This window comes from Streptomyces sp. sk2.1 (genome assembly GCF_008120935.1).
Classification (GTDB): domain Bacteria; phylum Actinomycetota; class Actinomycetes; order Streptomycetales; family Streptomycetaceae; genus Streptomyces.
The window spans coordinates 1-11,960 of sequence record NZ_RDBO01000012.1 but is presented as its reverse complement, the minus strand read 5'-3'; the positions used below and the strand labels follow the sequence as shown (position 1 = coordinate 11,960).

Here is an 11,960-nt window from a genome sequence, read left to right as displayed (position 1 = left end):
CGGCGCGCCAGCGATGTTCGATTGTGCGGTTGCTCGGGAAGCGGTAACGGGCTCTCCCGCGATTGGCCGTGAGGCGTGTTGGCCTGGCTCCTGAGGCAAGGGCCCGCTACGCGGAGCCGCGCTAGTAATAGCCCTTCGTGCCGTCGAGTAGCTCTCGGACGATGTCTGCGTGCCCCGCGTGCCGCCCCGTCTCCTCGACGAGGTGGATCAGCATCCAGCGGAGGTTGGCACTGCCGGAGCGGAAGTCAGGGTGTCGGCCGACGTCGTCCAGGGAGGCCGCGGCGACGATCTCGTTGCTGCGGGCGCACTGGGCCTCGTACTCCGCGAGGAGATCGGTGAGGGAGCGGCCGTCGGTGTGCCAGTCGGCGTCCTCGCTCGACTCGTCGAACGACGGGTTCTACTTCTCGTCGCCGCCGAGAAACAGCACCTCCAGCCACATGTGCTCGGTCCAGCGCATGTGGGAAATGAGACCGGCCATCGTCATGACTGGTGAGGTCGGGATGACCGGGCGGTGCGCGTCCTCATCGCTCAGCCCTTCGCATTTCCAGCGTAGGATCTGCCGCTGCAGGTCCAGCCAGCCGATGAGCGCGGTGCGCTCGTCCGCTTGGAGCGGGGGGCGTTCCAGTTCCGATGTCATGCTGGCGCACGCTACCGGGGCGGTCGGGAGGGGACACCTGGATTTACGGGCCCTTCCGCGATTGATGGTCTTCGTCACGGTTGGGGACATCGGGGTGTTGGTGCGAGTTACTGAGATTGAACTCGTGGTGTCGTAGAGGCTGACGGCTGGCCGTCCGTGCGGTATCACCGGGGCATGCGGTATCCACAAGGGGGCGGGCTGACCGCCGAACGGCAGCAGTTCCGCGAGGAGTTACGGCTGAAGGCGGCCGAGGGGTTCGCCCGGGGCGAGGCGAGCTCGGTGATCGCCAAGGACCTGCGGGTCAGCGTGCGTTCGGTGCAGCGATGGCGGCGGATGTGGGACAAGGACGGTCCGCGGGCCCTGCGGTCGCAGGGCCCGGCGTCGCTGCCGAGGTTGAGCGAGAAGCAGTTCGCCCAGCTGGAGGCGGAGCTGGCCAAGGGCCCGGCCGCGCACGGCTGGGAAGACCAGCGCTGGACCCTGAGCCGCGTGAAGACGGTGATCGGCCGGCGCTTCCACCTGACCTACACGGTCCAGGGCGTGCGCAAGCTGCTGGTTCGTAACGGCTGGTCCTGCCAGGTCCCGGCCCGGCGCGCGATGGAGCGGGACGACGAGGCGGTGGCCGGGTGGGTCAAGGAGGTGTGGCCCTGCGCGGAAGGCTCGCGGCGGCCCGTGGAGCCTGGCTGGTCTTCGAGGACGAGGCCGGATTCTCCATGACGCCGCCGCAGGCCAGGACCTGGTCACAGCGCGGCCGGACCCCGGTGGTGCGGGTGCGTGGCCGTTCCCGCAGACGGATATCGATCGCGGCGCTGACCTGCTACAGACCCGGCCACCGGTCCCGCCTGATCTACCGGCCGCGCAGGGACGACGGCCAACGTGACGGCCGCAAGAGCTTCTCCTGGCGCGACTACCGGGACCTGCTGATCGCCGCCCACCAACAGCTCGGCGGCCCGATCGTGCTCGTCCGGGACAACCTCAACGTCCACAAGGCCGCCGGCCTGCGGGAGTTCGCCGCCTCTCGGGACTGGCTGACCATCTACTACCTGCCACCCTACGCACCTGACCTCAACCCCGTCGAAGGGATCTGGTCACTCCTGCGGCGTGGCTGGCTCTCCAACGTCGCCTTCAGCACCCCCGGCCACCTCGTCCAGCGCATCCGACGCGGTCTACGCCACATCCAGTACCGCAGCGACCTCATAGACGGCTGCCTCGCCGAGACCGGCCTGACCATCAAACCCACCTGAGTAACCCAGCGACATCACGAGTTCAACCTCAGTAATGACCAGGGGTGACTGTCAGAGGTGTCTGGCAGAGTTCGCCGAATGAAGTCTTCGGAAGTGATTGAGGCGTTGTGGGACCGGATGCAGGCGCGGGACTGGGACGGCATTGCCGCACTGGTCGCGGAGGATGCCGTCGTCGAGTGGCCGGTCAGCGGTGAGCGCATGGTGGGCAGGGAGAACTACATCGCGGTGAACCGCGAGTACCCGGAGGGCTGGGCGATCCGGGTGCTCCGGATCGTGGCCGACGGCGATGAGGTCGTCTCCGAGGTCGAGGTTCCGCACGAAGGCATCGGGGTGTTCCGCGCAGTGTCGTTCTGGTCCGTCCGCGACGGGCGGATCGTCCGCGCGAGGGAGTACTGGACGAGCCTCGGCGCCGACCCGCGCCCGGAGTGGCGGGCCGCCTTCGTCGAACTCATGTAAGGAGGGGCCCCGACGCAGGACCGAAGCATCGGCCGGAGTGTGGCCGGCCGATGCTTGCCCGGAGCCCGGAGCCCGGAGCCCGGAGCCCGGAGCCCGGAGCCCGGAGCCCGGAGCCCGGAGCCCGGAGCCCGGAGCCCGGAGCCCGGAGCCCGGAGCCCGGAGCCCGGAGCCCGGAGCCCGGAGCCCGGAGCCCGGCTGCTGGCGGTTCAGGACCAGCGCGCAGTGGCGTGAGATGCCGGCCGAGTTCGGGCCGTGGCCGACCGTCTACGGGCGCTTTCGGGTCTGGCGGAACACTGGTGTGTTCACCGCCTTGCTGGAGGGTCTGATCGCCGAGGCCGCCCGCCGGGGGAGGACGGACTTGTCGCTGGTCAGCGTGGATTCCACCACGGTCCGCGCTCACCATGACGCGGCTGGGATGCAAGTGGACCGCGAGGTGCTGGACGCCCTGGAGGAAGCCGCTGCCGAGGAGGAGCAGGCCCGGCAAAAGGGGGCGGCGCGAGGGGACGGAACGGGCAGGACAGCGCAAGCGACCCCGGGAGGGAAGAACGGCGACGCGTCCGACGGCGGCACCGGCTCCGCCTGAGGGAAGCCCTGCTCGGCAGGTCCCGCGGCGGGCTGACCAGCAAAATTCACCTCGCCGCCGACCGCAGGTGTCGCCCGCTGGCGTTCGTTCTGACCGCCGGGCAGGCCGCGGACAGCCCGCAGTTCATCCCCGTGCTGAACAAGATCCGCGTCCGCCTGCCGGTCGGCAGGCCCCGCACCCGACCGGGCGCCGTCGCCGCGGACAAGGCCTACTCGTCTCGCGGTAACCGCTCTTACCTGCGGAAACGCGGCATCAAGGCGGTGATCCCGGAGAAGAAGGACCAAGCCGCCAACCGCACGAAGAAAGGCAGCCGAGGGGGCAGGCCGGTCAGCCACGACGCAGACCTCTACAAGGAGCGCAACACCATCGAGTGCCTGATAAACCGGCTGAAGGACTGGCGCGGCATCGCCACCCGCTTCGACAAGACCCCCGAGAGCTACCTCGCCGGCCTCGAACTCCGCGCCTCGATGATCTGGATCGAAGACCTGTTACGAGCAGCCGATTGATCGCGACATCACACAGACCCTAGCCGCCCCGGGCACCGGCCCCGGCAACCACAACCAGGACCAGGGCCAGGGCGACGAGGTGGGGCACCGGTGAGCGACAGGTACCTCGTGCTCCACGATTCCGACGGCCCGCTCGAAGCCGAAATCCCCCTGGACCGCGCCCCGTACGAAGCACTCGTCACCGCCGTCCTCGCCTGGAAGGACCCCGACCTCGAACCCCACGATTACGAACAGCTCGCCCTCCAGCTCGCCGGACACGCCCGCGCCGTGGCCGACGACGTCCGCCGCCACGCCGCCGCCCTGCCCAAAAGCGACGGCCGCGGCGCCCTCGCCGAAATCGTCCTCCGCGAAGCCGACCGCCGCCTGTCCGTACCGCCCAAGGGCACCATCCGCTGCGTCCAGAACCGCGCCCGCCTGGTCCGGGCCCTCTACGAGAGGCTGGACCGGCTGGAGGCCGCGCACGCCCCGGACAGGGCTGCACCGTCCGTCGGCTGACCCGCGCTGCACAAGACGGAGAAGCGGATGGACCACGCCGCCCGGGTCCTGGCCCACCGGGTCACCTACAGGATCACGGACCAGGCCGTCGCACTCGGCGCGGCGCCCGACACGTACGTGCCGCGCCGCACCGAATGGCACCGCGAACTCGTCGAAGGCCTGCGCCGCTGGCAGCTTGCGCGGTGACGACGCCGGAGGGGTACATGTACCGGTATGGCTGGTGAACGGATCCGGTGGACGGCCGTGGTGCACCGGGCGCGGGAGATCGTGGACAGGTACGCACCGCTCAAGGTCACGCTGCGGCAGGTGATGTACCGGCTCGCCGCCGAGGGAGTGCTGCCGCACACGCCGCCGATGTACCGGCGGCTGTCCGCGCGGCTGGCCCAGGCCCGCCGGGAGGGCCGCTTCCCTGACCTGATCGACACCGTCCGCGAGGTCCACGTCCCGCCGGCCTGGCCGGACGCGGACACGTTCGTCACCGAAGTGCCCACCTGGTTCCGCCTGGACCGCACCACGGGCCAGAAGCAGGCCCTGTACGTCGCCGCCGAGAAGGACACCCTCCGGCAGCAGCTGACCGGCTGGCTCGAGTCCGCGGGCATCCCCGTCCTCGTGGTCCGCGGCTTCAGCTCCCAGTCCTACGCCGACGTCGTCCGCGACCGCGTCGCCCACGAGCAACGCGAAGCCTGCCTACTCATGGTGGGTGATTTCGACTGCTCGGGCGAGGACATCGAACGGGACTGGGTGGAGCGCACAGGCTGCTGGAGCTCGGTGACCAGGGTACTGCTCACGCACGACCAGGTCCGTGCGTACGAGCTGCCCGCGACCACGGGAAAGGCCGGCGACCCGCGCTGGGCCGGGTTCGCCCGCCGGTACGGGCTCGACCCCGGCCAGCCGGTGCAGTGGGAGGTCGAGGCACTCGACCCGACCGAGCTGCAGCGCCTGGTCCTCGCCGCCGTCGCGCCGTACATCGACCGCCGCATTCTCACCGAGCAGATCGCGGAGGAAGAACGACAGCGAGGTCAGCTCAGGGCCTTCACCGAGGGATGGCCCCTGAACCGCTCGCCGGACAGTGATTCCTAATGCGGTCTGTCAAGCCGCGCGGGCGGTAGGTGGCGTGACTGCATAGGTCCGTCCATCCCGCAGGAGGGCCCAGGGGACGTTGACGCGGCGGCGGGCCAGGGCGAGGACTGCTTGGATGTGGCGCTTACCTTCGGCTCGCTTGCGTTCGTAAAACCGACGGGACTCCTCGCAGTGGCGGATGCTGAACAACGCGGAGATGTAGAAGACGCGTTGGAGTCTGCGGTTGTAGCGTCGTGGACGGCGAAGATTTCCGCTGATCTTGCCGGAGTCGCGGGGAACGGGGGCGACACCGCCGAACCCGGCAAGTCGGTCTGCGGTGCCGAAGACTGTCATGTCGCCGCCGATCGCGGCCAGGAACTCGGCACCGAGGATCATGCCCAGGCCCGGCATGCTGGTGATCACCTCGAAGTCGCGATGTTCCCGGCCGTCGCGGGCCCGGTGACGATCAGTGGCGGGCGGGCGGTCGCCTGCTGGTGCCGGCCCAGGATCATCAAGGTCCGTACGCCGATAGTGAGGGTGTCGAGCGCCGGCGTGTGCAGGGTGACGAACGCGGAGTGATACGCGAGACGTTCGTCTTCGCTGCGCGCGGCTGTGCCGGGGCCCGGCGGTGCGGGCGGCTCGGTGGTCGCGAAGCGGTGCCAGCCCTGCGGGTGGTCAGGGGACCAGACGGTACTTGCACCCGGCCCSGGGCCGGGTGCAAGTACCGTGGCAAGCACCCTCGTCCCGCGCGAACTGTCCCTTCCGGGGCGGCGTGCGGGCCGTCAGGCCGAGCGGAGCGCGTCCGTCGGGGACGCCTTGGCGGCGCGCAGTGCCGGGTAGATTCCGGCCAGGGCGGCCACCAGAACCGAAACCAGCGGCCCGGCGACGACCGTGTAGAGCGGGATCGATGCCGGCCAGCCCTGGGCGAACGCGTAGCCGTAGACGGTGAGGCCGCCCACGAGCAGGCCGCCGACGCCGCCGATGAAGCCCATCAGGACGGCCTCCAGCAGGAATTGCGCGGCGATCTGGCCGCCTCGGGCGCCCAGCGCGCGGCGCAGTCCGATCTCGCCGCGGCGTTCCATCACGCCCACGACCATGGTGTTGGCGATGCCGACGCCGCCCACGAGCAGGGCGACTCCGGCGAGGGCGAGGACCAGCCCGGTGAGGGCGTTCTTCGCCTCGGCGCGTGCCGTGTACAGGTCGGACGGGCGACTGACCGCGACGGTGCTCGGGTTGGCGGGGTCCGCGGTGGCCCCGGCCACCGCCTGCACATCGGGGACGCGTTCCGGATACGTCCTGAGGTAGACGGTGGCGGCGGTGCCGTCCGCGCCCAGGTGGGCGGTGGCTTGTGGCCAGCCGACCAGGGCGGCGGCGCCGAGCTCGGGAGAGAGTTCGTTCGGCGCCAGGATTCCACCGACGACGAACCACTGCCCGCCCAGCCACACACGCTCGCCCGGCGCGCTCACGCCGAGCCGTTGCGCGGCCTGCTCGCCGAGGACGGTCACCGGGAGATTCTGGCTCGCCCGGTCCAGCCACTGCCCGCTCTTCATGTGCATGCGCAGGACGCTGAGCAGGTTGAGCCGAGCGGCCAGCACGGGGATGCTGCCGGTCCGTTCCGCCGGTACGAGGTCGTTGCGGTAGACGTGGGCCTCGGTGGCCCCGGTCGCGGTGACCTGCTGGACGGGGGCGATGTTGGCGAGCATCTTCTCGGCGGTGGGCGGCAGCGGCACCGGCTTCTGGTCGGGTCCCTTGCCGGGGGCGACGGTGAGCAGGTTGGAGCCGAGCTGGTCGAGCCGTTCGAGCAGGTGCGCCTGGTTGGAGTGCGAGATGCCGGTCACCGCGATGACGGCCGCGATGCCGAGCGAGATGCCGAGCGCGGACAGCGCGGAGCGCATCTTCCGGGTGCGCGGACCGATCATGCCGAGGCGCAGCAGGTCCGTCGGACGCAGCCGGGTGCGGCGCGGGGTGGATGTCACAGGGCCGCTCCCGCCGGGTTCATGCCACGTTCGTCGAAGTCGATGCGGCCGTCGTGGATGCCGATGCGCCGGGGGAAGGACGCAGCCAGGTCGCGGTCGTGGGTGATGACGACAACCGTGGTGCCGTCGGCGTTCAGGGTGCGCAGCAGGTCGACGACGGACGCTCCGGAGACGCTGTCGAGGGCGCCCGTGGGCTCGTCGGCGAGCAACAGCGCGGGGCGCCCGACGAGCGCGCGGGCGATGGCGACGCGCTGCTTCTCGCCGCCGGAGAGCTGGTCGGGACGGTGGCCGAGCCGGTGGCCGAGGCCCACTTCGCCAAGCGCTTCGGCGGCGCGGGCACGGCGCACGGAGATCGGCGCGCCGCTATAGAGGAGGCCGGCGGCGACGTTCTCGACCGTGCTGAGCCCCGACAGCAGGAAGAACTGCTGGAAGACGAAGCCGATCCGGTGCGCGCGCAAGGCGGCCAGCTCGGGATCGGAGAGGCCGGACAGGTCGCGCCCTTCGAATCGCAGCCGTCCGTCGGTGGGCCGGTCGAGCGAGCCGAGCAGAGCGAGAAGGGTGGACTTGCCGGAGCCGGACGGGCCGACGACGGCGAGGAGTTCGCCCGCCTCGATGGTCAGGTCGATGCCGTGCAGGATGCGCAGCGGCGGCGATCCCGGGTACTCCTTGACGACTCCGGTGAGCTCCAGGACCGGGGCGTCGCCCGATGACTGAGAGACCGTCACTTCGGGACCACCACCTGGTCGCCGGCCCGGATGTCGCCGGATATCTGCGCCTTGGCGTCGGCGACGAGCCCCAGCCGCACCGTGACCAGCCGGGCGGCGGTGGCGTCGGCTCCGCCGGCCACCTTTACGCCGTAGCCACCGCCGTCCAGCGCGAGGAGCGCGGTGACCGGCACGATGAGCGCGTCGCTGACGCTGTCGCCGACGACGCTGACGACCACCGAGGAGGGCCCGGACTTCTTGGCCGGGCCCTGGGCGTCCAATGCGACGGTGACCGTGGTCTTGCCCGAGCCGCCGTCGCCTGATCCGCCCTCCCCGTCGTCTGTGCCGCCACGGAGCAGCGAGCGGATGCGGCCGTTGACCGTGCCGCCGTCCGCGAGCTTCACGGTCACCTTGCCGTTGGGCTTGAACCGGGAGAGCTGGTTCTCGGCGGGCTGCACCGTCACCACCAGATCCGTGCTGGTCACAGTCAGGACCGACGCGGTCCCGACCGCCGCGCCGAGCTGCGCGCCCACCTGCTGCACGCGTACGGTCCCCTGCGGCAGCATCACCACGCTGCCGAGCGTGACTGTGCCGGTCTGCGGCACGCCGAGCGCCTTCTGCCAACGCTTGACCGCGGTGGCGGTGCCCGGGGTGAACTTCTGGTCGGCCTCCAGGCCGAGCCCCTCGGCGTGGCCGAGCTTGATCAGATTGCGCTTGAGCTGTTCGACATCGGGGCCGTCGGTCGCCTTCGGGCCGAGGTCGCGCCACATCGGCCGCGCGCCCTTCAGCAGCACCACGGGCCGGCCATCGACCTCGTAGAGCCTGCCGCCCGTCCTGACGACGGTGTCGACGGCGGGCAGCGCGGTGAGCGTGCCCCCGCCCGTGGCGACGACGGGAGTGGGCTTGTCGAAGCCGAGTGTGCCGCCGGCCTGGATGCCGGTGGACAGCGAGCCCTTCCCGACCGCGACGACGTCGTGGGCGACGGGCGCCTGCCCGGTGGTGGATTCTCCGCGCTCCCAGGGGCGGGTCACCGCGAGTGCGCCCGCACCGCCGAGCACGGCGACCAGGAGCAGGGGGACGACGACGCTTCGGCGATTCTTCCGTGCCCGGGCCGGCGTGCTGTCGGCGGGGGCGGCGGTCTTGACGGTGCGGCTCATGTCATCCGCCGATCGTGTAGCCGGGCATCGGGAGCTTGCCGCAGGACGGCTGAATGGCATCCCACTTGGCCACGTCGAACGTCTTCGCGGTGAAGGTGAGGATGCCCTCCTTGGGGTCGGGGTCGGGGATGTCCGGGTAGCCGTTCTTGCGTGCGCACGCGACGAAGGCACGCGCCTGCGCGATGAGCTTTTCCTGGGTCTTCCCGGTGACCTGCTGGACGCCGGGGACCTTGGCGTCGCAGATCTTGGCGGCCTTCTCGTACCCCTCGGCCGACGCGCCGTCGGTGCCGGACGCCGGGAAGGTGATGTTGCCGTCCTTGTCCTGTTCGACGTCCGTCTGCCCCTGCTTGTGCATGCAAGCGACCCAGGCCTGCCGGAGTGCGGCACCGTCCTGCTGCTCGGCCTTCTTCGCGCCGTTGTCCCCGGCCACCCTGGGCGCCGGGTCGTCCGAGGAACAGGCGCTCAGTAGGAGTGCCGCCGCCATGACGGCTGACGCCAGGAGGGTCCTTCGGGTTCGACCGTGCATTTCTCGATCTCCTTGTCGGATGTCGACGATGACGTACGACAGTTCTAGGGACCCGGGTGTTAGCCACTTGTCAGAGCCGGGCTAACCGTCGGCTAACCCCCGTGGGCGCAGACTGGTGGGCACATGGCTCAGCGGGGCGCGGTGCGGCAGAACGGAGCGAGGCGGAATGCGGGTGCTGATCGTCGAGGACGAGGTCGATCTGGCCACGATGCTGGCCGAGGGACTGCGTGACGAGGGCATGGCCTGCGATGTCGCGCACGACGGCGCCCGTGCGCTGGAGCTGACGGCCGCGGCCGACTACGACGTCCTGATCCTGGACCGGGACCTGCCCAAACAGAGCGGTGACGCGGTCTGCCGCGCGTTGAACACGGTCGGCTACCCGGCCCGCATCCTCATGCTGACCGCCGCCGGCACCCTCTCCGACCTGGTCGACGGGCTCGGCCAGGGCGCCGACGACTACCTGGCCAAGCCGTTCTCGTACCTGGAGCTGGTGGCCCGGCTGCGCGCGCTGGGACGCCGGTCCCCGGGCGGCAGCTCCAGCACGGTGCTGAGCAGACACGGGGTGAGCCTGGACACCGTACGCAGAGTCGCCGAACGAGACGGCCGGCCGCTGAAGCTCACCCCCCGGGAGCTCGGCGTCCTGGAACTGCTGCTCGCCGCGGACGGCGCCCCGGTCGCCACCGGGCAGTTGCTGGAAGCGCTGTGGGACACCGCACTGGCCCCGGCGACCACCGCGGTCCGGGTCACCGTGCACGCGCTGCGCCGCAAGATCGGCGAACCCGCGCTGATCGTCCACGACCCCGGCTACGGATACCGGCTGTGAACCGCGCTCGCCTCCGCCTCCCGTCGCCGCAACGGCTGCCGCTGCGCGGCCGACTGACGCTGGTGACGACGGCCGTCTTCGCGGTCCTCGGCTGCGGGCTGCTCCTGTTGAACTGGCTGAGTTCCCGACAGCTCCTTGAGGCGTACCGCGATCTCGTCGTGCCGGCCGCCACGACCGACACCGCCATGACCGAGGCCGGCCCGCCGATGCCGGGCTCCAGTGCCGCACCGGCCGAGGACGCCGAGCCACCCGAGACGCCGGGGTCGACCGCCGCCGAGGCGGTCGACCCCGCGCAGGCCTTCAGTGACTTCCAGGACAGCGTCCTCGGCGGTCTCCTGCTGCGGTCCCTGTTGATGCTCGTCGCCTTCACCGTGCTCGCCGCCGCGCTCGCCTGGTGGGCCGGCCGCCGCTCTCTGCGCCGGCTCAGCCAGGTCACCGCAGCTGCCCAGCGCATCAGCACCGGCAACACGCTGGACGAACGGCTCGGCCTGACCGGCCCGCACGACGAGGTCCGCGAACTCGGCGATACCTTCGACGCGATGCTCGACCGCCTGGACCACAGTTTCACCGCGCAGCGCCGCTTCACCGCACACGCCTCGCATGAACTGCGTACCCCGCTCACCCTCCAACGCACCGCGTTGGAGATCCCGCTGGCGCAGGGCCGGGTTCCCACCGACCTGAAACCCGCTGTCCAGCGCGCGCTGGACGCCAACGCCCGCACCGAACAGCTGATCGCGGCGCTGCTGACGCTCGCGCGCGGCGAGGCCGAAGCGCCGGTACCGCAACCGGCCGACCTCGCGGACGCAGCCCGGGACGCCCTGGCGGACCTGGCCGACGAGGCCCGTACGGCCGGTATCCGGATCGCCGGCACACCGGAGCCCGCGCCAGTCGCGGGCGACCCGGCGCTGCTCCGGCAGATCGCGCTGAACCTGTTGTCCAACGCGGTGCGGCACAACCACCGTGACGGCACGGCGTCGGTGGCCACCGGCACCACGGACGCCGCGGCTTACATCGAGGTCGCCAATACCGGCCCCGTGCTGACACCGGACGAGATCCCGTCTCTGTTCGAGGCGTTCCATCGTGGCCAGGAACACAGAGGCAACGGTTCCGGGCTCGGACTCGCGGTGGTCCGGACGATCACCGTCACGCACCGCGGCAGGGTGACCGCCGTCCCCAGGAATGGAGGCGGCCTCACTGTGCGCGTCGAACTTCCGCGCCACAGCCGCAAGGTCGGCGCATAGCCAGGAGATCCCCACGCTCATACGTGATGCCGACCAGACAGGTGGCGCATGAGCTGGTCGAGAGCGTAGGCCAGGCCGGCCTCGTACCGGTCGGAGTCCAGGTGGCGGGTGGGTCTCGTCCTTGCGCACCCACGCCCGCGGTGATYCCSAGATCTGCGGCCACCGCCACGTACGTCCACACCGAGGGTGGCCCGTTGACGAGCGCGCCCCGCTCGTCTTGACGAACCGAGGTCAACCGCCGAGACAACGTCCAGTCCTGACCTGCACCTAGCCTGCGTCCGCAGATCTGGGTATCACCGCGAAGTCGTGGGTGCGCAAGGACGAGYCCCACCCGCCACCTGGACTCCGACCGGTACGAGGCCGGCCTGGCCTACGCTCTCGACCAGCTCATGCGCCACCTGTCTGGTCGGCATCACGTATGAGCGTGGGGATCTCCTGGCTATGCGCCGACCTTGCGGCTGTGGCGCGGAAGTTCGACGCGCACAGTGAGGCCGCCTCCATTCCTGGGGACGGCGGTCACCCTGCCGCGGTGCGTGACGGTGATCGTCCGGACCAC

At 70.8% G+C, this 11,960-nt stretch carries 12 protein-coding genes and 3 pseudogenes; 9 read left to right on the top strand and 6 right to left on the bottom strand.

Going from position 1 to position 11,960, the window contains the following annotated elements; genetic code table 11:
* Positions 1-121 precede the first annotated feature (121 nt).
* Positions 122-637: pseudogene (locus tag EAO76_RS01825) on the bottom strand (DinB family protein).
* Positions 638-811: 174 nt separating this feature from the next.
* Between EAO76_RS01825 and EAO76_RS01820 the strand changes: the two are divergent.
* The 7 genes and pseudogenes from EAO76_RS01820 (at position 812) to EAO76_RS01795 (ending at position 4,998) form a co-directional block, all read left to right on the top strand.
* On the top strand, positions 812-1,351 hold the full coding sequence (locus EAO76_RS01820) for a winged helix-turn-helix domain-containing protein (protein ID WP_148832612.1): 540 nt from the start codon (positions 812-814) through the stop codon (positions 1,349-1,351).
* Positions 1,348-1,878 (top strand): transposase, encoded by a 531-nt coding sequence (locus EAO76_RS01815; RefSeq protein ID WP_262375232.1) that lies wholly within the window; start codon positions 1,348-1,350, stop codon positions 1,876-1,878. The genes EAO76_RS01820 and EAO76_RS01815 overlap by 4 nt, the downstream gene beginning before the upstream one ends.
* A gap of 78 nt (positions 1,879-1,956) precedes the next feature.
* Positions 1,957-2,334, top strand: coding sequence for a nuclear transport factor 2 family protein (locus EAO76_RS01810; RefSeq protein ID WP_148832608.1), 378 nt, complete (start codon positions 1,957-1,959; stop codon positions 2,332-2,334).
* 199 nt (positions 2,335-2,533) lie between these two features.
* A pseudogene (locus EAO76_RS01805) lies at positions 2,534-3,423 on the top strand (IS5 family transposase); the annotation flags it as partial.
* Between the two features lie 90 nt (positions 3,424-3,513).
* Positions 3,514-3,918, top strand: coding sequence for a DUF6415 family natural product biosynthesis protein (locus tag EAO76_RS01800; RefSeq protein WP_148832606.1), 405 nt, complete (start codon positions 3,514-3,516; stop codon positions 3,916-3,918).
* 27 nt (positions 3,919-3,945) lie between these two features.
* Positions 3,946-4,104 (top strand): hypothetical protein, encoded by a 159-nt coding sequence (locus EAO76_RS44295; RefSeq protein ID WP_187438426.1) that lies wholly within the window; start codon positions 3,946-3,948, stop codon positions 4,102-4,104.
* A gap of 27 nt (positions 4,105-4,131) precedes the next feature.
* On the top strand, positions 4,132-4,998 hold the full coding sequence (locus tag EAO76_RS01795) for a hypothetical protein (protein ID WP_148832604.1): 867 nt from the start codon (positions 4,132-4,134) through the stop codon (positions 4,996-4,998).
* 9 nt (positions 4,999-5,007) lie between these two features.
* On the opposite strand, the pseudogene EAO76_RS01790 reads toward EAO76_RS01795, so the two are convergent.
* The 5 genes and pseudogenes from EAO76_RS01790 to EAO76_RS01765 form a co-directional block, all read right to left on the bottom strand.
* Positions 5,008-5,421: pseudogene (locus tag EAO76_RS01790) on the bottom strand (transposase); the annotation flags it as partial.
* 338 nt (positions 5,422-5,759) lie between these two features.
* Positions 5,760-6,953, bottom strand: coding sequence for an ABC transporter permease (locus tag EAO76_RS01780; protein ID WP_262375227.1), 1,194 nt, complete (start codon positions 6,951-6,953; stop codon positions 5,760-5,762).
* On the bottom strand, positions 6,950-7,678 hold the full coding sequence (locus tag EAO76_RS01775; protein WP_187438425.1) for an ABC transporter ATP-binding protein: 729 nt from the start codon (positions 7,676-7,678) through the stop codon (positions 6,950-6,952). Before EAO76_RS01775 ends, EAO76_RS01780 begins: the two co-directional genes overlap by 4 nt.
* The gene (locus tag EAO76_RS01770) at positions 7,675-8,814 is read right to left on the bottom strand and encodes a peptidoglycan-binding domain-containing protein (protein ID WP_148832602.1); all 1,140 of its coding nucleotides are present in this window, start codon (positions 8,812-8,814) and stop codon (positions 7,675-7,677) included. The genes EAO76_RS01775 and EAO76_RS01770 overlap by 4 nt, the downstream gene beginning before the upstream one ends.
* 1 nt (position 8,815) lies before the next feature.
* Complete coding sequence (locus tag EAO76_RS01765; RefSeq protein WP_148832600.1) at positions 8,816-9,340, bottom strand: hypothetical protein; 525 nt, start codon at positions 9,338-9,340, stop codon at positions 8,816-8,818.
* A gap of 166 nt (positions 9,341-9,506) precedes the next feature.
* Between EAO76_RS01765 and EAO76_RS01760 the strand changes: the two genes are divergently transcribed.
* Both EAO76_RS01760 and EAO76_RS01755 read left to right on the top strand, forming a co-directional pair.
* Entirely contained in the window at positions 9,507-10,163 is a 657-nt protein-coding gene (locus tag EAO76_RS01760; RefSeq protein ID WP_148832599.1) for a response regulator transcription factor, read from the top strand.
* Positions 10,160-11,404 (top strand): HAMP domain-containing sensor histidine kinase, encoded by a 1,245-nt coding sequence (locus EAO76_RS01755; protein WP_148832597.1) that lies wholly within the window; start codon positions 10,160-10,162, stop codon positions 11,402-11,404. Before EAO76_RS01760 ends, EAO76_RS01755 begins: the two co-directional genes overlap by 4 nt.
* Positions 11,405-11,960 lie beyond the last annotated feature (556 nt).

What these genes read in the sequence shown, in the direction of transcription:
- EAO76_RS01820 (WP_148832612.1), top strand. Translation starts at nt 812, where the DNA reads ATGCGGTATCCACAAGGGGGCGGGCTGACCGCCGAACGGCAGCAGTTC.
- EAO76_RS01815 (WP_262375232.1), top strand. Translation starts at nt 1,348, where the DNA reads ATGACGCCGCCGCAGGCCAGGACCTGGTCACAGCGCGGCCGGACCCCG.
- EAO76_RS01810 (WP_148832608.1), top strand. Translation starts at nt 1,957, where the DNA reads ATGAAGTCTTCGGAAGTGATTGAGGCGTTGTGGGACCGGATGCAGGCG.
- EAO76_RS44295 (WP_187438426.1), top strand. Translation starts at nt 3,946, where the DNA reads ATGGACCACGCCGCCCGGGTCCTGGCCCACCGGGTCACCTACAGGATC.
- EAO76_RS01795 (WP_148832604.1), top strand. Translation starts at nt 4,132, where the DNA reads ATGGCTGGTGAACGGATCCGGTGGACGGCCGTGGTGCACCGGGCGCGG.
- EAO76_RS01770 (WP_148832602.1), bottom strand. Translation starts at nt 8,814, where the DNA reads ATGAGCCGCACCGTCAAGACCGCCGCCCCCGCCGACAGCACGCCGGCC.
- EAO76_RS01765 (WP_148832600.1), bottom strand. Translation starts at nt 9,340, where the DNA reads ATGCACGGTCGAACCCGAAGGACCCTCCTGGCGTCAGCCGTCATGGCG.
- EAO76_RS01760 (WP_148832599.1), top strand. Translation starts at nt 9,507, where the DNA reads ATGCGGGTGCTGATCGTCGAGGACGAGGTCGATCTGGCCACGATGCTG.